This is a genomic window from Paraburkholderia sp. (assembly GCF_035656215.1).
In the GTDB taxonomy this organism is placed as follows: Bacteria; Pseudomonadota; Gammaproteobacteria; order Burkholderiales; family Burkholderiaceae; genus Paraburkholderia.
This window is the reverse complement of sequence record NZ_DASRSY010000247.1, coordinates 1-26,980: the sequence shown is the minus strand read 5'-3', so window position 1 is coordinate 26,980 and position 26,980 is coordinate 1. Positions and strand designations below refer to the sequence as shown.

Annotated in this window: 19 protein-coding genes; 11 read left to right on the top strand and 8 right to left on the bottom strand. The window is 61.9% G+C overall.

From position 1 onward, the window contains the following. A partial coding sequence (locus tag VFE81_RS13930; RefSeq protein WP_325045153.1) for a glycine betaine ABC transporter substrate-binding protein occupies positions 1-478 on the bottom strand: 478 nt, incomplete at its 3' end. 362 nt (positions 479-840) lie between these two features. On the opposite strand from VFE81_RS13930, the gene VFE81_RS13925 reads away from it, so the two are divergent. Next, positions 841-1,857: a GlxA family transcriptional regulator gene (locus VFE81_RS13925; RefSeq protein ID WP_325045152.1), complete on the top strand. Its 1,017-nt coding sequence runs from the start codon at positions 841-843 to the stop codon at positions 1,855-1,857. A gap of 270 nt (positions 1,858-2,127) precedes the next feature. Next, on the top strand, positions 2,128-2,454 hold the full coding sequence (locus tag VFE81_RS13920) for a DUF4148 domain-containing protein (protein ID WP_325045155.1): 327 nt from the start codon (positions 2,128-2,130) through the stop codon (positions 2,452-2,454). 151 nt (positions 2,455-2,605) lie between these two features. Here VFE81_RS13920 and VFE81_RS13915 read toward each other — a convergent pair whose 3' ends face one another. After that, positions 2,606-3,514 (bottom strand): LysR family transcriptional regulator, encoded by a 909-nt coding sequence (locus tag VFE81_RS13915; RefSeq protein WP_325045151.1) that lies wholly within the window; start codon positions 3,512-3,514, stop codon positions 2,606-2,608. A gap of 111 nt (positions 3,515-3,625) precedes the next feature. Between VFE81_RS13915 and mdlC the strand changes: the two genes are divergently transcribed. The 4 genes from mdlC to VFE81_RS13895 all read left to right on the top strand — a co-directional run bounded on the left by mdlC (position 3,626) and on the right by VFE81_RS13895 (position 9,730). Further along, positions 3,626-5,245 carry a benzoylformate decarboxylase gene (mdlC, locus tag VFE81_RS13910; RefSeq protein WP_325045150.1) on the top strand — a complete coding sequence of 540 codons (1,620 nt, stop codon included), beginning with the start codon at positions 3,626-3,628 and terminating at the stop codon, positions 5,243-5,245. 48 nt (positions 5,246-5,293) lie between these two features. Continuing rightward, positions 5,294-6,745 carry an aldehyde dehydrogenase gene (locus VFE81_RS13905; RefSeq protein WP_325045149.1) on the top strand — a complete coding sequence of 484 codons (1,452 nt, stop codon included), beginning with the start codon at positions 5,294-5,296 and terminating at the stop codon, positions 6,743-6,745. A 220-nt stretch (positions 6,746-6,965) separates the two neighbouring features. Then, positions 6,966-8,384 (top strand): MFS transporter, encoded by a 1,419-nt coding sequence (locus tag VFE81_RS13900; protein ID WP_414695592.1) that lies wholly within the window; start codon positions 6,966-6,968, stop codon positions 8,382-8,384. Positions 8,385-8,593: 209 nt separating this feature from the next. Next, entirely contained in the window at positions 8,594-9,730 is a 1,137-nt protein-coding gene (locus VFE81_RS13895) for a porin (protein ID WP_325045148.1), read from the top strand. Positions 9,731-9,977: 247 nt separating this feature from the next. Here the strand turns inward: VFE81_RS13895 and VFE81_RS13890 are convergent, their stop codons facing one another. Both VFE81_RS13890 and VFE81_RS13885 read right to left on the bottom strand, forming a co-directional pair. Beyond that, a complete protein-coding gene (locus tag VFE81_RS13890; protein ID WP_325045147.1) occupies positions 9,978-11,438 on the bottom strand; it encodes an NAD-dependent succinate-semialdehyde dehydrogenase in 1,461 nt (486 codons plus the stop codon). 848 nt (positions 11,439-12,286) lie between these two features. Continuing rightward, positions 12,287-13,570 carry a 4-aminobutyrate--2-oxoglutarate transaminase gene (locus VFE81_RS13885; RefSeq protein WP_325045146.1) on the bottom strand — a complete coding sequence of 428 codons (1,284 nt, stop codon included), beginning with the start codon at positions 13,568-13,570 and terminating at the stop codon, positions 12,287-12,289. A 121-nt stretch (positions 13,571-13,691) separates the two neighbouring features. On the opposite strand from VFE81_RS13885, the gene VFE81_RS13880 reads away from it, so the two are divergent. Then, on the top strand, positions 13,692-15,209 hold the full coding sequence (locus tag VFE81_RS13880; protein WP_325045145.1) for a PLP-dependent aminotransferase family protein: 1,518 nt from the start codon (positions 13,692-13,694) through the stop codon (positions 15,207-15,209). A 108-nt stretch (positions 15,210-15,317) separates the two neighbouring features. Here the strand turns inward: VFE81_RS13880 and VFE81_RS13875 are convergent, their stop codons facing one another. From VFE81_RS13875 to phnC, 4 genes are all read right to left on the bottom strand, one after another. Beyond that, positions 15,318-16,154, bottom strand: a complete 837-nt coding sequence (locus VFE81_RS13875) for a DMT family transporter (RefSeq protein WP_325045144.1) — start codon at positions 16,152-16,154, stop codon at positions 15,318-15,320. A 276-nt stretch (positions 16,155-16,430) separates the two neighbouring features. Then, positions 16,431-17,270, bottom strand: a complete 840-nt coding sequence (gene phnE / locus VFE81_RS13870) for a phosphonate ABC transporter, permease protein PhnE (protein WP_325045143.1) — start codon at positions 17,268-17,270, stop codon at positions 16,431-16,433. Further along, complete coding sequence (gene phnD, locus VFE81_RS13865; RefSeq protein ID WP_325045142.1) at positions 17,267-18,244, bottom strand: phosphonate ABC transporter substrate-binding protein; 978 nt, start codon at positions 18,242-18,244, stop codon at positions 17,267-17,269. Before phnD ends, phnE begins: the two co-directional genes overlap by 4 nt. A gap of 42 nt (positions 18,245-18,286) precedes the next feature. Further along, positions 18,287-19,204 (bottom strand): phosphonate ABC transporter ATP-binding protein, encoded by a 918-nt coding sequence (phnC, locus tag VFE81_RS13860; protein ID WP_325045141.1) that lies wholly within the window; start codon positions 19,202-19,204, stop codon positions 18,287-18,289. Between the two features lie 291 nt (positions 19,205-19,495). On the opposite strand from phnC, the gene VFE81_RS13855 reads away from it, so the two are divergent. The 4 genes from VFE81_RS13855 to VFE81_RS13840 form a co-directional block, all read left to right on the top strand. Next, a complete protein-coding gene (locus VFE81_RS13855; RefSeq protein ID WP_325045140.1) occupies positions 19,496-20,530 on the top strand; it encodes a M14 family zinc carboxypeptidase in 1,035 nt (344 codons plus the stop codon). Next, positions 20,527-21,303 (top strand): alpha/beta hydrolase, encoded by a 777-nt coding sequence (locus VFE81_RS13850; protein WP_325045139.1) that lies wholly within the window; start codon positions 20,527-20,529, stop codon positions 21,301-21,303. Before VFE81_RS13855 ends, VFE81_RS13850 begins: the two co-directional genes overlap by 4 nt. Positions 21,304-21,462: 159 nt before the next feature. Then, a complete protein-coding gene (locus VFE81_RS13845) occupies positions 21,463-26,304 on the top strand; it encodes an NAD-glutamate dehydrogenase (RefSeq protein WP_325045138.1) in 4,842 nt (1,613 codons plus the stop codon). 156 nt (positions 26,305-26,460) lie between these two features. Next, positions 26,461-26,980: cation diffusion facilitator family transporter (locus VFE81_RS13840; protein ID WP_325045137.1), on the top strand; the 520-nt coding region annotated here is incomplete at its 3' end.

Sequence of the window (26,980 nt, the reverse complement as noted above, 5' to 3'; positions counted from 1 at the left end):
CGTTCGCGCTGCTGCCGGGTTCGATGCCATAGATCTTGCCGTCGAGTTGATCGCGGTGCTTCGCGATGTCGGCGAAAGTCTTGAGGCCTGCGTCGTATTCGTAACTCGGCACGGCGAATGTCGCTTTAGCGCCGGTCAGGTTAGGCGGTTGGAGCACCTGGATCGATTTCGAATCGACGAACGGCGCAATCGCTTTCTCCTGCACGGGCCACCAGTAGCCGAGCGACACGTCGAGCTGTTTGCTCCTCAGGCCCGCGAACGAAATCGGCACCGAGGCAACGGTCGTAACCGGCTGATAGCCGAGTCCCTCGAATACGGTCGATGCGAGCGCCGTGGTCGACGTGATGTCTGTCCAGCCGATGTCGGCAAAATGCACCGCGCGGCAGGTGGAGGGATCCTGCGCAAATACCGGCGACGCAGCGACGACGGCGGCCAGACAGGCAAGATGGGCAAGCAAGGTTTTGACGCGTAACTTCATGACGTTCCCCCTTCGGACACGTTAGACAGCGTGTTTCGAACCGGGCCGCGGCGAGAAAAACACGGCGGCCCCCGGACCTGCGCGATACGGCTTGAGTAATGTTCGAGCAATACTTGAGTCGGGCTTGATCTGCACGAATGACGTAACGTTAATGCCCCATATTCCTGCCAAAGCGACCGCCAGCGACCCCTTCTTGCTCCCACGCGACAGCGAGGGAAAACCAGCATCGTTTGTCATTGCGGTGCAGCATCGGTTGATGCAGTGATTTTTGGTGCGCCTTGCCGGCTCGCTTGCTGCTTGCTACGCTCGCCCGGAATCCCGCGTCCGCTTGCGGTTTTTGTCCCTGATCGAGTCTGCACACGATGCCCGAAGATATGTCGTTCCTGCTGCTGCCTGGCTTTTCGGCGATCGGTTTTATGTCGGCGGTCGAGCCTTTGCGCGTGGCGAACCGCTTTCGCGGCGATCTCTACCGCTGGCGCATTCTGAGTCTCGACGGCGCGCCGGTCGCGGCCAGCAACGGTATTTCGATCAACGCAGAGGCGGCAATCGTCGATGTTCACGAGACGCAGACGGTATTCGTCGTCGCGGGCTTCGAGCCGCTCGCCTGCTATACGCGCGTGCTCGGCGATTGCCTGAAGCGGCTCGAGCGCGCCGGCGCGACGCTCGGCGGTATCGACACGGGCAGCTTCGTTCTCGCGGAAGCAGGGCTCCTCAGCGGCTCGGACAGCGTGACCGTCCATTGGGAAGCGTTGTCGGCGTTCCGCGAGCGCTATGGCTCGCTGAACGCAAGCCAGGAGCTGTTCGAAATCGGCGCGCGGCGCATCACATGTGCGGGCGGCACGGCGTCGATCGACATGATGCTCGACCTGATTGGCCGCAAGCACGGCGCAGCGTTGGCATCGGCGGTATCGGAACAGTTCGTCGTAAGCCGGATCCGTCAGCGTTCGGATCATCAGCGCATGGAAATTGCGGCGCGCTACGGCGTGCACAACCGCAAGCTGATTCAGGTGATCGGCGCAATGGAACAGCATATGGAAGAGCCGTTGACGCCCGACCAGCTCGCTGAGGAGATCAGCGTGACGCGGCGGCAACTGGAGCGGCTGTTCTGCGCGTCGCTGAAAGACACGCCGACGCATTTCTATCTGCAACTGCGCCTCACCCGTGCGCGCGAATTGTTGCAACAGACGGACATGTCGATCACATCGATCTGCGTCGCATGTGGATTCGAGTCGCCTTCGCATTTTTCGCGGACGTATCGCGCGCGGTTCGGCGTGAGTCCGAGGGGCGACCGGCAGGTGATGGGCGGCAGAAATGGCGGGGCGGTGTTGTCGTCAGGCGAGGCAACGCAGGCATCTCTTCCTGCACTGTCGGCAAGCTGACTTCGTTGCACGGCAGCGATTACTACTTGCCGAAAGCGGTGCCTCGCTCGTCCGGTGCCGTCGATACGTTACGCACGAGGCCTCGAACATTGAGAACGGGTTTACCGTCGAGCTTTCAATTGTCTTTCGTGGCGATTGTGTCGCATCTAGCAACAGTGAATTCGCTTATTAGGGGTTTACCCTAGGTCTGCTGACTCCTAGACTGCTTCTACTGGGTGCAAACAAACAGGTTTGCAGCACGGCAAAAAACAATCTCTGGAGGTAGTCGTCATGAAATCCCTGATCGAAGCTGTTGTTATCGCCGCTCTCATTACTGCGCCGCTCGCCGCTTTTGCCCAATCCAACCAGCCGGTCACCCGCGCACAGGTGCGCGCCGAGCTGATCCAACTGGAAAAGGCCGGTTACAACCCGGCGTTGTCGAATGCCGACGATTACCCGGCGAACATTCAGGCTGCTGAAGCGCGCGTCGCTGCACAAAACGGCACCGCTCAAACAAGCGGTTACGGATCGGCTACGAATGGTTCGTCGCAAGCAGGTAGCCGCACCGAAGCAACGCCGAGCTCCTACTCGGCTCCGGTCGTCAACTTCGGTCATTAATGGCTGCGGCGCGAGCGGTCGTCTCGCGCCGGCTTGATTGGTAATAACGCGCAGCAGGCCTGCTTTCACCGCAAAGTGGAAGGCCGCTGCGCGATTGCGCGTTAAGCGAGGCAATCGGCGCTTGTAGTCTCGCCTGGTCTCGTACAGGCGCTTAGCCCTGAGCGGCCGTCAACTGCCTGAGTTGCTCCAGCAACTTTACCGCCGGACTCGGCAAAATCCCCTGACGGCGCCGAAATGCCGTCAACGTGCGGCGTGCGACCAAACCCGGAATCGGCAGCGTATCGAACACGCCGGCCGCGCTTTCGGTGTCGTACATCGGCGTAGCCATCCAGCTCAGAAATCCCGCACGTGTCACCAGGCTTTTCAGTACCGTGATCGAGCGCGTCTCGACGGCAATCGGCGGCATGCCGAGCCCATGCTCGGCGAACACGTGCTGCATATGTTCGAACGGACCCGTCCCACGTGGCGGCACACACCACTGCTGATCGAGCGTGTCGGCAAGCGATAAATCCACCTTGTTTCGCAGCGGATGATCGAGCGCGGCGACCACAAAGCTCGTGTCTTCCCACCTGCAATCGGCAATCGCGGCAATCTCGTCCGTGTCGGGCACGGCCATGCTGAGCGCGAGATCGATCTCGTGTTTCATCAGACTGTCCGCGAGCCGGTCCCACACCCCTTCCATGATCTCCACACGCAGATTCGGCCAGCGCGCGAGTACGCCGCTCACCGCGAGCGGCAGCACGAGCGTCGCGATGCTCGCTACGGCGCCGACGCGAATCGTTCCTTTCGCGAGGCCGCGCATCGCGTCGATTTCCTCGCGCGCGTGATCCGCTTCACGTTGCAGCAGGGTAGCGTGTGGCAGCAGCGCGCTGCCGATCGCAGTAAGCTGCATACCCTTCGAGTGCCGTTCGAATAGCGGCGCGCCGACCTGATCCTCGAGCCGCTTGATGGTGCGGCTCAGCGCGGGCTGCGTGACGTGCAGCACCTCCGCGGCACGGCCCAGGCTGCCGCTCGCGACAATGGTTGCGAACGCATGCAATTGCTGAAGATTGAAAGTCATGCGCAAAAGTAATGCCTTTTCTCAAAAAAGGCAATTTTCAATCAACCGCGAGCTTCCGATAATGAGCCATCAAGAAACGGCGCTCATCGACCGCAACTATTGGAGACCGGCATGACCAGCAACACGCCCCGTTCAGAAGCATCGAGGCTCTCTCAGCACGCACCGTTCACTGTGCGCCACGCCGTGATCGATTTCATGCGGCGCGTCGGTATGACTTCGGTGTTCGCCAATCCGGGGTCGACGGAATTGCCGCTGTTCCGCGATTTCCCGCAAGATTTCCGTTATGTGCTGGGCTTGCAGGAAGCGGCCGTAGTAGGCATGGCCGACGGTTATGCGCAGGCTGCCCGCAACGCTTCGTTCGTCAATCTGCACTCGGCGGCGGGTGTGGGCAATGCGATGGGCAATATCTTCACCGCGTTCCGAAATCGCACGCCGATCGTGATCACCGCCGGCCAGCAGGCCCGCTCGATTTTGCCGTTCGACCCGTTCCTCGGGTCGACACAAGCCACCGAATTGCCGAAGCCGTACGTCAAATGGAGCATCGAACCGGCGCGCGCCGAAGACGTGCCGCTGGCGATCGCGCGCGCTTATCACGTCGCGATGCAGGAGCCACGCGGACCGGTGCTGGTGTCGATTCCCGTCGACGATTGGGACCGCGCTGCCGAGCCGGTGCCGGCGCGCGTAGTCAGTACGGAGACGCGGCCGGAGCCCTTCGTGCTGGCGCAGATCGGTGCGGCGCTCGATGCCTGCGAACGGCCGGTTTTCGTGGTGGGCGGCGCGGTCGACCGGGCCGGCGGCTGGGACGAAGTCGTGAGTCTCGCCGAACGCCACAATGCCCGCGTATTCGTCGCGCCGATGACGGGCCGCTGCGCCTTCCCCGAAGACCATCGCCTGTTCGCAGGCTTCTTGCCGGCCATGCGCGAGAAGATCGTCGAGTTGCTCGGCGGCCACGACCTGATCTTCGTGATCGGCGCACCGGCTTTCACGTATCACGTGGAAGGTCACGGCCCGCATCTGCCTGCCGGTGCAATGCTATGCCAGTTGATCGACGATCCGGCTATCGCGGCGTGGGTGCCGACCGGCACCGCGGTGGTCGGCAATATTCGCCTCGGCGTAGCTGACCTGTTGACTCGGCCTGTGCCCAAGACGCGCCCGTTGCCCGCGCCACGCGTTGCGCGTCCGCGCGCGGAACCGTCGCCATTGATATCCGTGGAGTTCGCATTGCAGACCCTCGCCGACGTGCGCGATGCGGACGATATCGTGGTTGAGGAAGCGCCGAGTTCACGGCCGGCGATGCAAAACTATCTGCCGTTCACGCGCAGCGGCACGTTCTACACGATGGACAGCGGTGGCCTCGGCTACGGCATGCCGGCTGCTGTCGGCGTGGCATTGGCGAAGCGCGGCACACGTGTGATCGGCCTGATCGGCGACGGCTCCAGCATGTATTCGATCCAGGCCATTTACAGTGCCGTGCAGATGAAACTACCGATCACGTTCGTGATCCTGAACAACTCACGCTATGCCGCGCTGCAGGACTTCGCGCCGGAATTCGGTTTTGGTCCGGCCGATCCTGTGCAAGGCACCGATCTGCCGGGACTCGACTTCGTGGCACTTGCTGCGGGCATGGGTTGCCATGGCACGCGTGTGACCGATGCGGAACGCCTGCGTGACGTTTTGCGCGACGCGTTGGCGTCGTCCGGACCGAAGCTCGTCGAAGTCATCGTGGCTTGAGCTCAGTCCTCGCAGCATTCATAAAACTTTCCGCAGGAGACAAACACGATGCAGAGCATTTCAATGCTGATCAACGGCGCAGCAGTGCAGGCGAGCAACGGCGCCACCTTCGAGCGGCGCAATCCGCTCGATGGCGAAGTCGCGACGCGCGCTCCCGCGGCAACTGTCTCCGACGCGGTAGCCGCCGCCGATGCCGCTGCGGCGGCGTTTCCGGCATGGTCCGCGATGGGGCCGAGCGAGCGCCGCGCACTGCTGATGAAGGCGGCGCATGCGTTGGAAGCGCGCAGCGCTGCGTTCGCCGCGGTGATGGCAGCGGAGACGGGCGCGTCGGCGATGTGGGCGGGGTTCAACGTGCATCTCGCTGCCGGCGGTTTGATGGAGGCGGCGGCGCTCACTACGCGGATTGGCGGCGAGCTGATTCCGTCAGACGTGCCCGGTAGTCTTGCGATGGGTGTACGTCAACCGGCAGGCGTCGTGCTCGGCATCGCGCCGTGGAATGCGCCGGTGATCCTCGCGGTGCGTGCCATTGCGTTGCCGCTCGCATGCGGCAATACGGTCGTGTTGAAGGGTTCGGAAATCTGCCCCGGCACGCACGGTCTGATTGCCGAAGTCTTGCAGGAAGCGGGCTTGCCGAAGGGCGTGGTGAACTTCATCACCAACGCACCGGCCGATGCAGGCGCGGTGGTCGAGGCGCTGATCGCGCATCCGAAAGTGCGGCGTGTCAATTTCACCGGCTCCACGCATGTCGGCAAGATCATCGCGTCCACGTGTGCGCGCTATCTGAAGCCGTCGGTGCTGGAGCTTGGGGGAAAAGCGCCGTTGATCGTGCTTGACGATGCGGATCTTGATGCAGCGGTTAATGCCGCCGCATTCGGCGCGTTCGCCAACTCGGGGCAGATCTGCATGTCGACGGAGCGAATCATCGTCGATGAGCGGATCGCCGCCCCGTTCGTTGCAAAGCTCGCGCAGAAAGCGCGCGGGCTGCCGCTCGGTGACCCGCGCAAGGGGCCCGTGGTGTTGGGATCGGTCGTCGATATGAGTACGGTGGAACGCTGCAATGCGCTGATTGACGACGCGCTGGCCAAAGGCGCCACGCTCGTTTGCGGCGGCAAGGCGCACAGTACTCTGATGCCCGCCACGCTGCTCGACCACGTCACGCCCGCCATGCGCATTTATGGCGATGAATCGTTCGGGCCCGTGAAGGGTATCGTGCGGGTCAACGGCGAAGACGAAGCGCTCGCCTGTGCGAACGACAACGAGTATGGGCTTTCGTCGGCCGTGTTTAGCCGTGATGTGGCTCGCGCGATGAATGTCGCAAGGCGCATCGAATCGGGTATCTGCCATGTCAACGGGCCGACCGTTCACGACGAAGCGCACATGCCGTTTGGTGGCGTGAAGGGCAGCGGTTTTGGACGTTTCGGCGGGCAGGCGGGAATCGCCGAGTTTACGGATTTGCGCTGGATTACCGTGCAGACCACGCCACGTCATTACCCGTTCTGAAGGACTGAGCGTCGCAACGGCCGCTGCGTATTGCTGCGTGTTAGTTCATCGCAGCGATGCGAGCGTCGCAAAAGCCATGCATACATGTCATGGCTTTTGCGCGAAACGGCAATGTCGAAAGCCGGCCGCTCGCTCACATACTGACAAAAAAACGTGACCCAAAAGCGTGACGACAAAAGCGCGGCACTCAGATCGCGCACACAAACAAGGAGACAGCTACATGACCAGTTATGTACCACCGGCCGGCCCGGCCAGCGCGGCAACCGGTGCGGCCGACGCGCCGCTCGCCGGCCATCAGGCAGGATTCGAAGAGGGACGTCACGCGGTCGACATCGGCCGCACGCTCGACGAGGGCCCTTACACCACCATGCAGAAGATCGTGGTGTTTCTCGCGGCGCTGTCGATCGTTCTGGATGGCTTCGATAGTCAGTTGATCGGTTTTGCGATTCCAGTGCTGATCAAGGAGTGGGGCGTCACACGCGCGGCTTTTGCGCCGGTGGTGGCGGCCGGTTTGATCGGCATGGGCATAGGGAGCGCATGTGCCGGGTTGCTGGCGGATCGCTTTGGCCGCCGTTGGGCGGTGATCGGCAGCGTTCTGGTGTTCGGCGCCGCCACCTGCGGCATCAGCTTCGCACCCGACGTTGTGACGATTGCCGTGCTGCGCTTTATCGCCGGCCTCGGCATCGGCGGCGCGTTGCCGAGTTCGACGACCATGACCGCCGAGTTCACACCGGCTCGCCGCCGCACATTGGCAGTCACCGCGACGATCGTCTGCGTGCCGCTCGGCGGCATGGTGGCGGGTCTGTTCGCGCATGAAATTCTGCCGACGTATGGATGGCGCGGATTGTTCCTGATCGGCGGCGTGCTGCCCCTGGCGCTCAGCGTGTTGCTGTTCTTCACGTTGCCCGAGTCGCCGCGCTTTCTCGCCCGGCAGCCGCAGCGCTGGCCGGAGCTCAAACGCCTGCTTGGCCGTATGGCGCGTCCTGTGGCAAGTGGCTGTGTCTTTACCGACGTTCGTGAACAGGCCGCTGAAAAGCACACCGGTTTTACCGCGCTGTTCCGCGAGGGCCTGGCACTCGATACTGTGGCGATCTGGTGCGCGTTCTGCATGTGCCTGCTGGCCGTGTACAGCGCTTTCAGCTGGTTGCCGACAATGCTGAGCACGCAGGGCTTGTCGGTGTCGGTGGCGGGGTCGGGACTCACCGCATACAACCTGGGTGGCGTGGTAGGCGCGTTGATGTGCGCGGTGGTGATCGCTCGCACCGGTTCGCGCTGGCCGTTGATTATCTGCAGCGCGGGTGGCGCGGCGAGCGCGTTGCTGCTGCTCGGCGTGAACATCTCCGACCACACTGGCTTGCTGATCTTCGGTCTCGGCGTACATGGCCTGTTCGTCAACGCGGTCCAGTCGACAATGTTTGCGCTGTGCGCTTACGTCTATCCGACCCGTGTGCGCGCAACCGGCACCGCATCGGCGCTGGCGTTCGGCCGGCTCGGCGCGATTGCCAGTGCGTTTGCGGGCGCGGTGGTGATTACGGCAGGCGGCGCATCGTCGTACCTGTGGATGCTCGGGATCGCGATGGTCATCGTGATGCTCGCCCTGATGGTGGTCAAGCGCCATATTCCGAAGCCGGGCGTTTGAGGGACGCAATGTCCTGAATCGCGGCGGTCGAGCGTGACACGCAGATCGCCGCTATCTGAAGCAGTCAATCTTTGGCGTATCGGGCGGCTTGAAAAGCGGTCGGTATCGTCACGTCTGTAATTAGTATCGCTACATAAAAATGCTGCGTGGGGGCGCATCCGAATCGGTGCGCGCTCACACAAAGCACCAGTCAAGGAGACACGGAGACAATGAAATACAAACTCGCTTTGGGCAGTGTATTGCTCGGAATCAGCGCCTCGTCGTTCGCACAGAGCAGCGTGACGTTGTACGGGATCATCGATACCGGTATCGAACTGGTGACGCATGCGAACGCAGCGGGCGATAGCCTTGTGCGCGTGCCGGGCATCACTGGCGAATTTCCGTCGCGTTGGGGGATTCGCGGCAAGGAAGGATTGGGCGGCGGGTTGTCCGCGGTATTCGTGCTGGAAAGCGGCTTTAACACCAAGGGCGGCACGCTCAATCAAGGTGGCCGGCTGTTTGGGCGTCAAGCCTACGTCGGTCTCGAGAGCCCGTACGGAACGTTGACGTTCGGCCGCCAGTACACGATGACGTATTGGGCGATACTCGATTCTGATCTGCTTGGTCCGGACATTTACGGTGGCACGGGGTCGTTCGATCAGTACATGCCGAGCGCGCGGAGTGACAATACGATTGCGTACAAGGGCACGTTCTCGGGCTTCACGTTCGGCGCGACCTATTCCTTCGGCCGCGATTCCGCGGGTACCGGCAATTCACCGGGGCAAGGCACCTGTTCGGGATCGATTCCGGGCAGTTCGCAGAGCTGCCGCGAATGGTCGGCGATGCTGCGCTATGACATGAACGGCTACGGCGTGGCGAGCGCCTACGACGAACAACGAGGCGGCCCGGGCGCGGCCGCGAATCTGTACGACGGCACAGCGCCTTTTGCACTGACGCAGCCTGGCGACAAGGACGTGCGGATGCAGTTGAACGGCTACGGACACATCGGGCCGGTGAAACTCGGGGCGGGTTGGCTTGGCCGTCATGTCGAAACGGTGTCCCCGGCGTTGCCGGACGTGCGCTCGAATCTGTACTACGTCACCGCAGCGTATAACGTGACGCCTGCGTTCATCCTGGACGGCGGCGTGTACCGCATCATCAATCGTGCCGACGATACCCGTGGCACAATCGCCGCGCTACGCACCACGTATTTGTTGTCGAAGCGTTCCGCGGTTTACCTGCAAGGCGCGTATCTGTTCAATAGTCCGCACGCCGCTTATACGGTGAGCCAGGGCGGCGGTGGCACGACGCCGGCGCCGGGTATCGGGCAACTCGGTGTGATGGCCGGCATTCGCCATTCGTTCTGAGCGATGTGCTGAAAGTGCAGTAACGGTGAGTTAGGCGAAGGCCTTTGCGAGTAGTCAGCGCTCGCCACCCTTTCTGAGCGATGCGCTGCATATGAAGAACGCAAGTAGGCGCAAAACGGGGTGTCGATGCCCAACATAACGGCGTGCTGTGCGCCGCATACGGAGAGCACCGGTCGGTACAAGCCTGAGCATCGATGCTTAATATGAAAAAAGCCACATCAGAAACTCCGACGTGGCTTTTTTTGCTTTAGATCCCGCCGACACACATGTACTTGATGACAACGTAATCGTCGATACCGTAGTGCGAACCCTCGCGGCCGAGACCGGATTGCTTGACGCCACCGAACGGTGCGACTTCGTTGGAGATCAGCCCGGTGTTAATGCCGACCATGCCATATTCGAGCGCTTCGGCGACACGCCAGACGCGGCCGATATCGCGGCTATAGAAGTACGACGCGAGGCCGAATTCGGTATCGTTGGCGAGGCGGATCACTTCTTCATCCGACGAGAAACGGAACAGCGGCGCGAGCGGGCCGAAGGTTTCGTCGCGTGCGACCTTCATTGCCGGCGTGACATCCGCGAGCACGGTCGGCTCGAAGAAGCCGTGACCGAGCGCATGGCGCTTGCCACCAGTGATGATGCGCGCACCTTTGGCGAGGGCGTCTTCGATATGCGATTCGACCTTGAGCACAGCGGCTTCGTTGATCAGCGGACCTTGCGTGACGCCATCTTCGGTGCCGCGGCCGACCTTGAGTTGTTCGACGGCAATACGCAGTTTTTCTGCGAATGCATCGTAGACTTTATCGTGCACGTAGAAGCGATTCGTGCAAACACAGGTCTGGCCGCTATTGCGGTATTTCGATGCGATGGCGCCCGCGACGGCCGCGTCCAGATCCGCATCTTCGAAGACGATGAACGGTGCGTTGCCGCCGAGTTCGAGCGACACCTTTTTGACCGTCGGCGCGCATTGCGCCATGAGCAGACGGCCGACCGGCGTCGAGCCCGTGAAGGACAATTTGCGCACGATCGGATTGCCGGTCATTTCCGCGCCGATGGCTTTCGGCTCGCCGGTGACGACGTTGAACACGCCGCGCGGCACGCCGGCGCGTTCGGCCAGCACGGCGAGGGCGAGTGCCGACAGCGGCGTGGCTTCGGCCGGTTTGACGATGATCGGGCAGCCGGCGGCGAGGGCCGGGCCGACTTTACGCGTGATCATGGCAGCCGGGAAATTCCATGGCGTGATGGCCGCGCAGACACCGATCGGTTCTTTCGTCACGACAATGCGTTTGTCGCCTGCCGGCGTGGGGATGGTGTCGCCGTTGACGCGTTTGCCTTCTTCTGCGAACCATTCCAGGAACGAGGCGGCGTACAGGATTTCGCCTTTGGCTTCGGCGAGGGGCTTGCCTTGTTCGGTGGTCAGGATCTTGGCCAGATCGTCGGCGTTTTCCAGCATGAGGTCATGCCATTTGCGCAGGATCGTGGCGCGGTGTTTGGCGGTGGTTGCGCGCCATGCTGGCCATGCGGCGTTTGCTGTGTCGATTGCGCGGCGGGTTTCTGTTGCGCCCATGCGGGGCACGGTGGCGATTGTTTCGCCTGTGGCGGGGTTTTTTACTTCGAATGTAGCGTTGTCGTCGGCGGATTGCCATTCGCCTGCGATGTAGCTTTTTGTTTTTAGAAGAGTTGGGTCTTTTAGGACTAGCGTCGGCATTTGGGGTTTGCTCCAGGATCTTTAAATATAGGGTTTTGCCTGCGCGGCGCTTGTCTGTTTGCCTGTGGCATTGGCCTTTTTTTGAGCTGTCTGTCTGCGCTGCGCCTGTTCGTCTGTGTGCCTGCGGCGCTGGCCTTTCCTTGATTTGATATTGGATTATTAGCGTTGCCCCTGTGCGGGGCGGCACTTACTTTCTTTGCCGCCGCAAAGAAAGATAAGCAAAGAAAGCGGCTCAAACCGCCAGCTCATAAGCAGCGCCCCTAGCCTGCAAGGGGAGTGGTGCATCTGGAATCTGTGCTCCCGCACATTCAGCGTCAGTGACAAAGGCGTCATACTTCCGGCGGCGCTGCGCGCGCCGAAGCGTATTTCATAAAGCCGTCGTCACATCCGAATCACACCCACATTGCACGCCTCGCCGAGGCAAAGCCGATGGCCCCCACCGCCACAAACCGAAGCCGATGGCTCCCCCCGCGCCAAACCGAAGCCCGGGTTTCCCTGGCAGACCCGTCCGCGACGCACGCAGTGCGGAGTGGGAGATGATGACTCCCTTGTCACTAACGCGGAATGCGCGAGAGCACGGATTCCAGATGCACCACTGCCCCCTCCAAGGCGGGGGACCCGCTTAAGAATTAGCGGTTTGAGCTGCTTTCTTTTGCCTACTTTTCTTTGCAGCAGGCAAAGAAAAGTAGGTGCCTGCCCCGCACAGGGGCGACGCTAATAAACCAATATCAAATCAAGGAAAGGCCAGCGCCATAGGCAAACAGACAAACAGCGCCGAGCAGGCAACCAGTTCAAGAAAAAGCCAACGCCGCAGGCAAACCACAGCCGCCGCGCAGGCAAAAAAACCATCAAACAGCTACAACAACATTCTCCTTAAGCACGGCTTCCAGAATCCCCATAGCCTCATCAAAAACAGAATCCTGAATCGTAAGCGGGAAAAGGAACCGAACCACGTTCGAATAAACACCACAAACCAGCAACAACAACCCGCGCTCAAGCGCCCGCGCCTGCACCCGCTTGGTAAAGTCCGCATCCGGCTCCGTCCCACCCGGCTTGCAGAACTCAACAGCAACCATCCCGCCTGGCCCGCGCACATCGGCGATCTGCGGAACTTCGCTCTGAAGCGCGATCAGCTTCGCCTTAACACGGTCACCCAGAACAGTAGCCCGCTCGCAGAGCTTCTCTTCATCGATGATATCGAGCACAGCATGTGCGGAAGCAACCGCCAGCGGGTTACCCGCATAAGTGCCACCCAGGCCGCCAGGCGCTGCAGCGTCCATCACATCAGCGCGCCCGACCACACCCGACAACGGCATGCCGCCCGCCAGGCTCTTGGCAATCGTCATCAGATCAGGCACCACGTCATAGTGATGCATCGCAAACAGCTTCCCGGTACGGGCAAAACCGGTTTGCACTTCATCGGCAATCAGCAAAATGCCATGCTCGTTGCACAGCTTGCGTAAAGCGCGCACGAACTCGGCCGGTGCCGGATAGAAGCCGCCTTCGCCCTGAACCGGTTCGAAAATAATCGCCGCGACGCGCTTCGGATCGATGTCGGCCTTGAACAGGAATTCGATCGCCTTCAGCGAATCGGCCGTCGTCACGCCGTGCAGCGGATTCGGGAACGGGGCATGGAACACGTCCGCCGGGAACGGACCAAAGCCGATCTTGTACGGTGCAACCTTGCCGGTCAGCGCCATGCCCATCATCGTGCGGCCGTGGAAACCGCCGGTGAACGCGATCACGCCCGGACGGCCGGTCGCGGCACGCGCAATCTTGATCGCGTTTTCAACGGCTTCGGCGCCGGTCGTGAAGAAGGCGGTCTTCTTCGGATAGTCGCCCGGCGCACGCGCGTTGATCTTCTCCGCCAGCTCGACGTACGAAGCGTAAGGCACGATCTGATACGCAGTGTGCGTGAAATGATCGAGCTGATCGCGAATCGCCGCCAGAATCTTCGGGTGACGGTGGCCCGTGTTGCACACGGCAATACCCGCCGCGAAATCGATGAAACGACGGCCTTCGACGTCCCACAACTCGGCGTTTTCAGCGCGCTCGGCGTAGAAATCGCACATCACCCCGACGCCGCGCGGTGTGGCGGCATCCTTGCGGCTCTTCAGTTCAGCATTCTTCATGGTTATCTCCGTTGCTCTCGATTTTGCCGATGCCGCGCGCTCAGCGCAGCACATGTAGCGACTATAATAAGATTTGGCTCTTAATTTCAGAGCCATTTCAATAAAAATGTAGGAGCCAATCATGCGCGCGAGCGTTTTGTCCGACTGGCTGGCGCAGCGCCTCGACCGTGGCAACGGCCAGCCGATCTATCGTCAACTGCACAGGCTGTTGCAGCAGGCGATCCTGTCGCGCGAGTTGCCGGCGGGCAGCAAGGTGCCGTCGTCGCGTTTGCTGGCGCAGGAATTGGGCATTGGGCGCAATACCGTCACGCAGGTATACGAGCAGTTGGTGCTCGAAGGCTACGTGAGCTCGGCGACCGGCCGCGGCACGTTCGTCGCCGAAAGCGCGCCGGACGAGATCGTCGGCGTGCCCGACGCAGAAGCGCCTGCTGTGTCGCTCGAGTCGTTGCCACCACCTCTGTCGTTGCAGGGCAATCGCGCGTTGTCGACGCGTGGCGCGCGGCTGATCGCGGGTGCGGGCGTGTCGAAGCGGCAATGGGGCGCGTTTATGCCCGGGGTGCCGGATGTCACGAAGTTTCCGGCGCGCGTGTGGAGCCGCCTGCACAACAAGTATTGGCGCCGGCTGCGCCCGGACTTACTGACCTATGCACCGGGTGGCGGGCTGGCCTCATTGCGGCACGCGCTGGCCGACTATCTGCGTACTTCGCGCTCGGTGCGATGTACGCCGGAGCAGATCATCATCACGACCGGGATCCACCAGTCCGTCGATCTGGCTGTGCGTCTGCTGTCCGATCCGGGCGATCTGATCTGGACCGAGGACCCCTGCTATTGGGGCGTGCGCAGCGTGCTGCACGTGTCCGGCCTGCAATCGCGGCCGATCGCCGTCGACGAAGAAGGCATCAATCCCTCCGCCGACGATCTCGCGCAGCCGCCTAAGCTGATGCTCGTCACGCCGTCGCACCAATATCCGCTCGGCATGGTGATGAGCCTCGCGCGGCGCCGCATGCTGCTCGAATATGCGCGGCAGAACCAGTGCTGGATCATCGAGGACGACTATGACAGTGAGTTCCGCTACGGCAGCCGGCCGTTGGCATCGCTGCAAGGTCTGGATACGTCCGGACAGGTGATTTACGTGGGCAGCTTCGGCAAGACGCTGTTTCCGGGCTTGCGCATCGGCTACCTGGTCGTGCCCGAAGCGTTGGCGGAGAGCTTTGCGACCGCCAGCGCGGAGTTGTATCGGGAAGGGCAATTATTGCAGCAGGCGATGCTCGCGGAGTTCATCGCGGAAGGGCATTTCACGTCGCATATCCGCAAGATGCGCACACTTTACGGACAACGTCGCCAGACCCTGCTGGATGCCGCCGCGCACCGTTATGGCGATGCGTTGCCGGCCGTGGGCGGCGATGCCGGTTTGCATCTCGTGATGCAGTTGCCGGAGGGAAGCGACGACCGCGCGGTAGCGGCTGCGGCGCTGGACCGCAATATCGTCGTGCGGCCGTTGTCGGGGTATTACGCGCAACCTTCGCTGGCGCCGTCGGGGTTGCTGATCGGCTATGCGTGCGTGCCGGACGAGGAGATCGCGCCGGCGTTCAATACATTGGCTGACGCGATTGACGCGACGCTCGTGCAGTTCGCGTGAGCGTCGGGGGCGCTTTGCGACGTCCAGGCGGCGGCCCTAAAGCGGCCTCTGAGCGGGGCAACGACGCGGACAACATGGCATCGAGCATCAACATAGCGCCACTGCGCTTCAAATCCGGATCAACACGGCCCCCAGCGTAACCAGCGCGCACGCCGCGATACGCCGTGCCGTCAGCTTCTCCTGCATGAACAGCCAGCCGATCAGCACCGCGAAGATCGAACTCAGCTCGCGCAGCGCGGAAACCATCGCGATCGGCAGATAGCGGTAGGCCTCGATAATCAGGCAATACGCGGTGAGCGCGAGCGCGCCGGACGCCATGCCCTTGAGCACCACCGTGCGGCCGATGAACAGCCCCTTGGCGCCCCCGCGCCAATACCAGGCGAGCAGAAACTGCGGGATATTCCAGATCAGATAAACCCACATGATGTAACTCAGGCCATTGCCTGCCACGCGCGCGCCGATTCCGTCGACAACCGAATACGTCGCGATGAAGAAGCCGGTCAGCAGCGCAAACGGCACGCTTTCGCCGGAAAAACGCATGCCGCGGCGGAACGCCAGCGAGACGATGCCGAGCGACACCAGCGCCACGCCGATCGCCGCCAGCGGCTTGAGCGTTTCATGCGCGAATACCAGCGCGCCGACGAACACGAGCATCGGCGAAAGACCACGCGCAATCGGATAGATCTGGCCGAAGTCGCCGCTCCTGTACGCACGAATCAGCGCCAGCAGGTAGCCGAATTCGAGTACCACCGATGCAAAGATGTAAGGCCATGCGGCCGGTTCAGGCAAAGGCAGCACGATCACGCCGACTGCGCTGACGGCGATATACGGAATCGCCATCATGCCGAGCAGCCATACACGGTCCTCGGAAAGATGCAGAAACGCGTTCCATGTGGCGTGCAGCAGCGCGGAGATCAGCACCAGCAAGACGACAAAGGTGTCCATCGAAGACCAGGGAGAGAAGAAAGAAGGCCGGGGGCCGGCCGCAAGCAAGTGATTATTCCAGCAGAACGCCGGAATGAAGGGGTGGACGACTAAAGTGAAGGGGCTTTATGTGGCGAAAGCCGGTAATTTGTGGCAGCGAGGGTCTGCTGCTCAACCTCGGCGCAGCGCTGGCATGCGGATGCGCTTACACACTGGCACACCGTATCGAAGCGACCTGGATGAGGGTTGGCGAAGCGCGTCACGCCAACCCCTGGGCATTCGGGAATCCCGAATCGGTTACGTCACGCGTTCGCGCAGCCACGCGGACGCCAGATCGATCACCGTCACGACCACGATCACCATGATCATTACCGCGGCCGTCTGTGCGTAATTGAACGAGCGGATCGCCTCGTACAGCACTACGCCGATTCCGCCCGCGCCGACCATGCCGACCACCATCGCCGAGCGCACGTTCGATTCGAAGCGATACAACGCGTACGAGATCCACAAAGGGAGCACTTGCGGCAGCACGCCGTAGATGATTTCGTCGAGACTGGTCGCGCCGGTGGCGCGCACGCCTTCGGCCGGACGCGGATCGATGGCTTCGACCGCTTCGGCGAAGAGCTTGGCGAGCACGCCGGTGGTGTGCACCCACAACGCCAGTACGCCGGCGAACGGACCGAGTCCCACGGCGACGATGAACAGCATCGCGAAGACCATTTCATTGATTGCGCGGCACGCGTCCATCATCCGGCGCATCGGCTGAACGACCCACATCGGCGCCATGTTGTGTGCGGACATCAGTCCACACGGCACCGCGCACACCAGCGAGAGAGCCGTGCCCCACACCGCCACCGACAGCGTCACAACCATCTCTTGCAAATAGCTGCGCCATTCGGTGAAGTCCGGCGGGAAGAAGTCCTTGGCGAACTGACCCATGTTGCCGGAGTCGGAGAGCAGGTCCAGCGGGCGCATATCGGCGCCGTGCCATGCGCCACCCAATATGGCAAGCACGGCGATCCAGCCGACGAGCGACAGCCAGCTGCGCTTGCCCGCGGCGGGAGCGGCACGTGCCGTCTGCGCGGCGAGCGCTTCGCTCGCACGCGTGGGCGACGTGATCAGATCAATCGTGTTCATTGCTTGGATACGGCGGTGTTGAGTACGCTCAGCTTCGCATCGAGCGCGGCCAACTGGGTCTTGCGATCGTCGTCGGACAGACGCGTGTCGCTTTCGATTTTCTGCTTCTGCTGGAACAACGAGACCTGGCGAATCGGCAGCAACTGCGCATCCGACGATGCCGCGAAGCCGGCGTAGCCCGTAATCGCCGCCATCACCGCTTTTTCATGCGGATCGGTCTTTCCGTAATTCAGGAAGAAGGTGCGGATCTTGTCCTTGGTGGCTTGCGGCAGATCCTTGCGCCACACGAGCGGGTCCGACGGAATCAACGGCGAGGTCCACAGCACGCGTACTTGCGCGAATTTGTCCGGATGCTGCTGTTTCAGCGTGTCGAGCATCTCGGTGTTGTTGGTCGCGATGTCGATCTTGTTGTTCACCACGGCGAGCAGATTCGCTTCATGACTCGACGGCAGCACCGCCTTGAACGACGTGTTGACCGGCGTGTTGTGCTTGGCGAACAGGTAATAGCCGGGGATCAGCGTGCCCGAGGTGGAGTTCGGATCGCCGAAGCCGAGCGTGACGTCCTTCGTGTTTTTAAAGACATCGTCGAGCGTCTTGAAGCGGCTGCTCACATTGGTGATCAGCACCGATTTGTAACCGGCATCGCCGTTCGCGTACAGGACCTTCGCGAACACTTCGCCTTGCGAGCGGTCCACCGCTTCTATCGCCGACGCATTGCCGAAATAGCCGATCTGTACCTTGTTAAAGCGCATTCCTTCGATGATGCCGGAGTAGTCGGTAGCGAAGAACGCTTTGACGTTCAGGCCGGTTTGCTTGTTCATGTCCGCGATCAGCGGTTCCCAGCGCTGTTTCAGCACGGAGGACGAATCGGTCGAGATGATGCCGAGGTTGATGTCCTCGGCTTGTGCGGTGGCGACGCAGGCGAATGCGGCCGCGCCGACGGTCAGCGTGATCAATGAACGCAGGAATTTCATCGCTTTGAGGTCCGGTTGAGTGAACAGAATGAGTGGGCGCGCTCAGTTCGAGTGCGCCGGATTGAGTGCGAATGCATAACGCGTCGAGGTGGGCGTGACGTCTTGCGCCGGTGCGCCGGTGTCGACGCCGTTAGCGTTGTTGTCCGTATGGTCGGCCGCGCTATCAGCGCTGGTTTCGTCGAGCAGTTCGCGGACGTCGTCGCCGTAGAGTTTCTTGAGCAGGGCAGGGCTAAGCGCGGCGGAGGGGCCGTCGTAGACCACCTTGCCACGACGCAGCGCAACGGTGCGCGGGCAATACTGCATCGCGATGTCGACCTGATGGAGCGACACCAGCACCGTCAGTTGATGCTCGACGTTGAGTGTGCGCAGCATCTCCATGACACGGCGCGACGATTCCGGGTCGAGCGAGGCGATCGGTTCGTCGGCAAGCACGATGCGCGCGCGTTGCACCAGCGCCCGCGCCAATGCCGCGCGTTGCTGCTGGCCGCCGGAGAGGTTGGCGGCGCGTTCGCGCGCATGGTCGCCGATGCCGACTTCATTGAGCGCGGCCATCGACAAGGCTCGCTCGGCAACCGGAAAGCTACCGGTGAGACGGCGCCATAAAGGCAGCCGCGCAAGCGCGCCGATCAGCACGTTGCTCTCCACGGAAAGCCGGTTCACCAGATTGAATTGCTGGAACACGAAGCCGATATCGCGGCGAATGCTGCGCACTTCCCGCACGATGCGGCCGTTCTGCTGGATCGGCCGGCCGAGAATGGCAATTTGCGACGGCTGCGCATCCGAGGCCGTGAAGCCCGCGATATGCCGCAGCAGCGTCGACTTGCCCGAACCCGAGGCGCCGATCAATGCAACCATTTCGCCCGGTTCGACACGCAGATCGATTTCGTCCAGCGCCTTGCGGCCGTTGCTGAACGTCTTGCTCAACCGTTCGATACGAATTGCTTCCCGAATTTCTTCCATAAGTACCCCTTGATGCATCCGGCCATTGCCGGCATGTGTGGGGCTCATTCTAGGAAGCGTCTGTGACGGTTGAGTGACGGTATCGCAACGTCTAGACGACTATATCTTCATGTGTCTTTTTTGCGTCGCCAGAAAGGCAGATAGAAGTCACGCGTTCGAATAAAAAATGACACCCGTATGACACGATTTGCGTTGGATGGGGCTGGCCGCGCATGATCGCGCGCAGCCAGGCTATATTGCGTCATCCGGCGTGCCGTCCCCAATAACCTTGCAGTTCCTTTCGATGTCGTCATGCAGCCTTTGAGCTTTCTTCCCGACAGTTTTGCGGAGTACGAAGATCTCAAGACGATCCTCGATCAGGGCAGCGCGAGCTTCGAAATCCGCACCGTCTGCGAGACGACGGTGCGTGGGCGGCAGTTCGCCGTGCACACCGCGAGTATCGGTTCGACCGACCCGCTCGCGCCGGCAATCGGTTTCTTTGGCGGCATTCACGGGCTCGAACGGATCGGCTCGCAACTCGTGCTCGACTACATGCGCGCGCTGCTGGCCCGTCTGGAATGGGATGAACTACTGGTGCGGCAATTGCAGTCGATTCGTCTGATCTTTATGCCGATCGTCAATCCGGGCGGCATGTGGGCCGCCACGCGCGCCAATCCCAACGGTGTCGATCTGATGCGCAACGCGCCGCAGAATGCCGACGAACGCGTGCCGCTGCTCGCCGGCGGCCAGCGGGTGGGCGCATGGCTGCCCTGGTATCGCGGCCGGCAAGGCGAGCCGATGGAGCCCGAGGCCGCGGCGCTCCTGCGAGTGGTCGAAACCGAAATGGCCGCGCGGCCCTTGAGCATCGCGCTCGACTGCCACTCGGGCTACGGCTGGCGGGATAGCATCTGGTTTCCCTACGCGCGCACGCGCAAGCTGATGCCACATCTGCCGGAAATGTACGCACTGAAAACCATGTTCGAGCGTGCGCATCCGCATCATGGCTACGCGTTCGAACCGCAGAGCAATCAGTATCTGTTGCACGGCGATCTATGGGACTACGCGTACGACCGCACGCCGGCGCCGAACGTCTTCCTGCCGATGACGCTCGAACTCGGTTCGTGGCTGTGGATCAAGAAGAATCCGCGCCAACTGTTTTCGCGTCAAGGCATGTTCAATCCGGTGAAGGCGCATCGCACCGCACGTGTGTTGCGGCGTCATGCGAATCTGCTCGATTTCCTCGCACGCGCGGCGTTCTCATCGCAACGCTGGCTGCCGCAAGGTAATCGTCGTGAACAATTGCTGCAAAGCGCGATTGACCTTTGGTACAAACCGGAAGTGTCATGAGCACGTGGATTCTGTTGCGTGGGCTGACGCGCGAAACGCGCCATTGGGGGCGTTTGCCAGGCTTGCTGCGCGAGGCGATCGGCACGGATCGAGTGTTGTTACTCGATCTGCCCGGTAACGGCGAGTTCGCGAATCTGCGCGCACCGGCTGCGGTAGAGGATATGGTGGGCTTCGTGCGGATTGCTGCGCTGCAAACCGGAGCCACAGGCCCTTATCGCGTGCTGGCAATGTCGCTTGGTGGCATGGTTGCAACCGACTGGGCGCAACGGCATCCCGGCGAGATCGAGCGGCTCGTGCTGATCAATACCAGTATGCGGCCGTTCAGCCGCGTACACGAGCGCTTGCGGCCCTCCGCATGGCCGGGCCTGCTTGGCGTCGCATCACACTGGCGCGACGCGCCGCGTGCGGAAAGCGGCATTCATCGACTGACGTGCAATAACGTCGACACGCTGGGCGCCGATCTCGATGCATGGAGCGAAATTCGCCGGAGCGCGCCAGTGAGCCGGGGCAATGCGTTACGGCAGCTTCGGGCCGCCGCGTGCTTTCGTACGGCTGTAGCGAAACCGGCTTGCCCGTTGCTGATTCTTTCTTCTCGCGCCGACAAGCTGGTTAATCCGGCGTGTTCGGCGAAGCTCGCGGCGGCGTGGGGCGCAACCCATCGCGAGCATCAATGGGCGGGTCATGACCTGCCGCACGACGATCCGGCATGGACCAGCGAACAGGTTCGCGCGTGGCTGATGCAAGAGGCCGACGAGCCGAAGGCCGGGCTTTAAGCAGGTCACAACGCAGACAGCGGCACGTCATCCGCCAGCGGGTATAACCTAAGTGAGTTCACGCATCGTTTTTCTGGCTGGCAGGCGCATAATCCCCGTTCAGACGATGCATGCGAATCAGGCGATACTCGCTATTGCCGCCCGCCGGGGGAGTTGATCATGCAAGCGAAGAATGAAGAAGCCGTCACGCACCTGCTGAACGATGTCTTCGAATTTGCGCGTGGGCGCTTGCCCGAGCCGACCTTCAAAGTCGTCGAACCCTTCCTGCAGCACTACTACGATTTCGTCGATGCCGACGACCTGCAAAGTCGCGCGATTGCCGATCTTTATGGCGCGGCGCTCGCGCACTGGCAAACCGCGCAGCGCTTCGTGCCCGGTAGCGAACGGCTGCGTGTCTACAATCCGATACTCGAACAGCATGGCTGGCATTCCGATCACACGGTGATCGAGATCGTCAATGACGACATGCCGTTTCTGGTCGATTCGGTGTCGATGGCAGTCAACCGCCTCGGGCTCGCACTGCATTCGGTCGTGCATCCGGTGTTTCGCATCTGGCGCGGGCCGGACGGCAGCATCGTGCGAGTGGGCCAAGGTGGTGAAGATGCCGCCGATACGCGCTCGCAGCTTGCCTCGTTTATTCACTTCGAAGTCGATCGTTGCGGCGACGCAGCGAAGCTCGACGCATTGCGTGACGAGATCGCCAAGGTGCTGCGCGACGTGCGTGCCGCTGTGGAAGACTGGCCGAAGATCGTCGAACTCGCGCGTGTTACCGTCAAAGGCATGAAGGCCGGCGAGGCGGGGCCGGAAGGTGTCGAGGCCCGAGCCTTTCTCGAATGGATGGTGGCCGATCATTTCACATTTCTCGGCCAGCGCGATTATGAACTGGTGCAGCACGACGCCGGCTTTGGCCTGCGTGCGGTACCCGGCTCCGGCCTCGGCATTCTGCGTGACGCACTGCGTCCCGCAGGCGCGGCCGACGTCACGCCGTTGCCACCGGCGGCCGCCGATATCATCTCCGGCTCGTCGCCCATTTTCCTGACCAAGGCCAACTCGCGTGCGACGGTGCATCGGCCGGGTTATCTGGATTACGTCGGCATCAAGCTGACCGGTGCGGACGGCAAGGTGACCGGTGAGCGGCGTTTTATCGGCCTGTATACGTCTACCGCGTACCTGGTTTCGGCCTCGGAAATTCCGATCGTGCGCCGCAAATGCGCGAACATCGTGCGGCGGGCGGGCTTTCTGCCAAAGGGTCATCTGGCCAAATCACTCGTGACGGTGCTCGAAACCTATCCACGCGACGAGCTCTTTCAGGCCGACGAAGACCAGCTCTACGATATTGCGCTGGGTGTGCTGCGTTTGCAGGAGCATCAGCGCACGCGTCTGTTCGTGCGGCGCGATCGTTTCGACCGCTTCGTGTCGTGTCTCGTGTTCGTCCCGCGCGACAAGTACAACACCGATATGCGGCAGCGCATTGCCAACCTGCTGGCCGCTGCATTCAATGGGGAAAGTGTCGAATTCACGCCGCTGTTGTCGGAGTCGACCCTCGCACGTATTCACTTCGTCGTGCATGCCAAGCCAGGTGGCATGCCCCATGTCGATACGCGCGAACTCGAAGCGCGGCTCGTCCAGGTCACGCGCCGCTGGCAGGACGATCTCGCCGACGCATTGCTCGACGCATTCGGCGAGGAACAGGGCAACCGTCTGCTGCAACACTATGCGGATTCGTTTCCCCCCGGCTATCGCGACGATTATCCGGCCCGTACCGCGGTGCGCGATATCGAGCTGATCGAACGCGTGCAGGGCAGCGAGCGGCTTGCCATGAACCTGTACCGCCCGATCGAAGCGGGGCCGCGCGCGTTCCGCTTCAAGGTTTATCGTGCGGGATTGCCCATTGCGTTGTCGCGCAGCTTGCCGATGCTCGAACATCTCGGTGTGCGTGTGGATGAAGAGCGGCCTTATCTGATCGAAGCGCTCGGCGCTACGCCCGCGTGGATTCACGATTTCGGCCTCGAACTCGCGGATGATGCGGAGTTCGATATCGAACGCGTGAAGGATCTTTTCGAAGACGCGTTCGAACAGGTGTGGACCGGCGGAATCGAAAGCGACGATTTCAACCGCCTTGTGTTGCGCGCGCAACTGAATGCACGCGAGGTGACGATTCTGCGTGCCTATGCCAAGTACCTGAGGCAAGTGGGATCGACTTTCAGCGACGCCTATATCGAACGCGCGGTCACCGGCAATCCGGCGATTGCCCGCATGCTCGTGGAGTTGTTCATTGCGCGCTTTGATCCGGTGCTGGGCGATGCGCGCGAGGCACGCGTCGACGGCTTGTTGAAGACGATCGACAGCGCGCTCGATCAGGTGCCGAATCTCGACGAGGACCGGATACTGCGGCAATTCCTCGGTGTCATCAAGGCCACGCAGCGCACGAACTACTATCGCTTCGACGCCAGCGGGCATCCCAAGCCGTATCTGTCGTTCAAATTCAATCCCGCGCAGGTGCCCGGTTTGCCTGAACCGAAACCGATGTTCGAGATCTGGGTGTACTCGCCGCGTGTGGAAGGCGTGCATTTGCGCGGCGGCCGTGTTGCGCGCGGCGGCCTGCGCTGGTCGGATCGGCGCGAGGACTTCCGCACGGAAGTGCTCGGGTTGATGAAGGCGCAGATGGTGAAGAACGTGGTGATCGTGCCGGTCGGCTCGAAAGGCGGCTTCGTCGTGAAGAATCCGCCGCCGCAGACCGAACGCGACGCGTGGATGCGTGAAGGCATCGCCTGTTATCAGACGTTCCTGCGCGGCCTGCTCGATCTGACCGACAACCTCGCGGGCACGGCGATCGTGCCGCCGCCGGATGTGGTGCGGCATGACCCCGACGATCCCTATCTGGTGGTCGCCGCCGACAAGGGCACCGCCACCTTCTCCGACTACGCGAACGCAATCTCACAAGGGTATGGTTTCTGGCTCGACGACGCCTTTGCATCGGGCGGTTCGGTCGGCTATGACCACAAGAAAATGGCGATCACGGCGCGCGGCGCGTGGGAGTCGGTCAAGCGGCACTTCCGCGAAATGGGCGTCGATACACAAGCGACCGACTTCACGGTGGTCGGCGTCGGCGATATGTCGGGCGACGTGTTTGGCAACGGCATGCTGCTGTCGCCGCATATCAGGCTGGTTGCCGCGTTCGATCATCGGCATATCTTTCTCGATCCGAATCCGGATCCTGCGGTAAGCCTTGCCGAGCGCGGGCGGCTTTTCATGCTCGATCGGTCGAGCTGGGCGGATTACGATCCGTCGCTGATCTCGGCCGGCGGCGGCGTGTTTCCGCGCACAGCCAAGACGATTCCATTGTCTGCGGCGATACAGTCGGTGCTCGGCATCAGCGCGCCGGCGCTCGCACCCGCTGAATTGATGCGCGCGATTCTGCAGGCGCCCGTCGATCTGCTCTACAACGGCGGCATCGGCACCTACGTGAAGGCGAGCCGTGAAACGCATCTGCAGGTTGGCGATCGTGCCAACGATGCGATTCGCGTCAACGGCGCCGATCTGCACTGCAAGGTCGTCGCGGAAGGCGGCAATCTCGGGCTCACGCAACTCGGTCGCATCGAATTCGCGCAGCGCGGCGGCCGCATCAATACCGATGCGATCGACAACTCCGCCGGGGTCGACTGTTCGGACCACGAGGTCAACATCAAGATTCTGCTGGGTCTGGTTGTCTCCGACGGCGAAATGACCGAGAAACAGCGCAATGCACTGCTCGCGGAAATGACCGATGAGGTGGGCTTGCTCGTCTTGCAGGACAACTATTACCAGACCCAGGCGCTTTCGATTGCGGGCCGATTCGGCGTCGAATTGCTCGATGCCGAAGCGCGGCTAATGCGTTACCTCGAACGTGCGGGCCGGCTCAATCGCGTGATCGAGTTCCTGCCGACCGACGAAGAAGTCGCTGAACGCCAGGCCGCGAAACAGGGGCTGACTACGCCCGAGCGCGCCGTGCTGCTTGCCTATAGCAAGATGTGGCTGTACGACGCATTGCTCGAATCGTCAATGCCGGAGGACCCGCTCGTTAGCGACATGCTGATCGAATACTTTCCGAAGCCGTTACGGCAGCGCTTTAGCGAACCGATGCAACGCCATCCGTTGCGGCGCGAAATCCTCGCAACGCATTTGACCAATGCGCTGGTGAATCGCGTGGGTTGCGAGTTCGTGCATCGCCTGATGGAAGAGACCGATGCACAGCCCGGCGACATCGTGCGGGCCTGCATCATGGCGCGCGACGTGTTCGATCTCGACGACGTGTGGCGCAATATCGACGCGCTCGATAACCGTGTCGCCGACGATGTCCAGGCGCGCATGTTCGTCGAAGTGGCGCGACTCGTCGAACGTTCGGCGTTGTGGTTCCTGCGGCAGTTGCAATCCGGAGCGGTCAGCGACGGTGACGTCGCCGGCTTGCTGGCACGCTGTCGCGACGCGGCGCAACGCCTCGCGCCGCAATGGCCCGCACTGCTGCCGAGCGCCGATCTCGACGCGCTGTCCGAGCGGCAACGTGTGCTCGTGGACGCTGGTGTCGATAGCGAACTGGCGGTGCGAATCGCCAGCGGTGAGATATCGGCGGCTTTGCTCGACATCGCCGAGGTGGCGTCGACCTGCGGGCGCAGTCTCGAACTCGTGGCAGGCGTCTACTTCGCGCTCGGTACGCTGCTGAACTATGGTTGGATCAGCGAGCGCGCGGCCGCATTGCCGGCGCCCACGCACTGGGACATGCTGGCGCGCGCCACGGCGCTTGCCGAGCTTGCACGTCTGAAACGTGCGTTGACCACGAGCGCGCTGACCGGCGCGGACGATGCGTCGACACCGGATGCACTGGTTCAGACGTGGCGTGACAAACGCGCCGCGCAACTGGAGCGTTATGCGCGCCTGTTGGCCGATCTGCGGGCCACGGGCGGCGCGAGCCTGTCGATGCTGCTGGTGATCGTGCGGGAGATGGCCGCGCTCGAAAGGGCCTAGCACAACGGACTGTGAAAGAGGGCGGATGCGCTGCAGACGTCATGGAACGCGGCGCAAAACAGCGCCGGGGTTGGACGCATGCCGTCTGGCATGTCCATAATACGAACAATTGCCAACCGAAAACGCACTGCAAACTCACGGACCCTCTCCACGACGATGAAAGAAGAATCGCCGAAAGCCATTTTCTATGCGCTCGCCGCCAACCTCGGCATCGCTATCTGCAAGTTCGCTGCTGCCACCTTTACCGGTTCCGGCTCGATGTTCGCCGAAGCCATTCACTCGACCGCCGACTGCGGTAATCAACTGCTGTTGCTATTCGGTCTGCGCGAGGCGCGTAAGCCGGCGAGCCCGTTGCATCCCATGGGCGGTGGCCGCGAAATCAATTTTTATTCGCTACTGGTGGCGTTGCTGCTGTTCTTTGTCGGCGGCGCGTTTTCGGTGTACGAGGGCGTGCATCGTCTGTTTGCACGTGAGCCTTTGCAGTATGCGTATGTGGCGCTCCTCGTACTCGGCGTTTCGGTGGTGCTCGAAGCCCTTTCTTTGTGGGGCGCGGTTAAGGAAATCCGCAAGACGCATCCCGACAAAAACATGTGGCGCTGGTTTCGCGAAACGCGCGAGTCTGAATTGCTGGTGGTGGCCGGCGAGGACATTGCTGCCTTAGCGGGACTTGCGATCG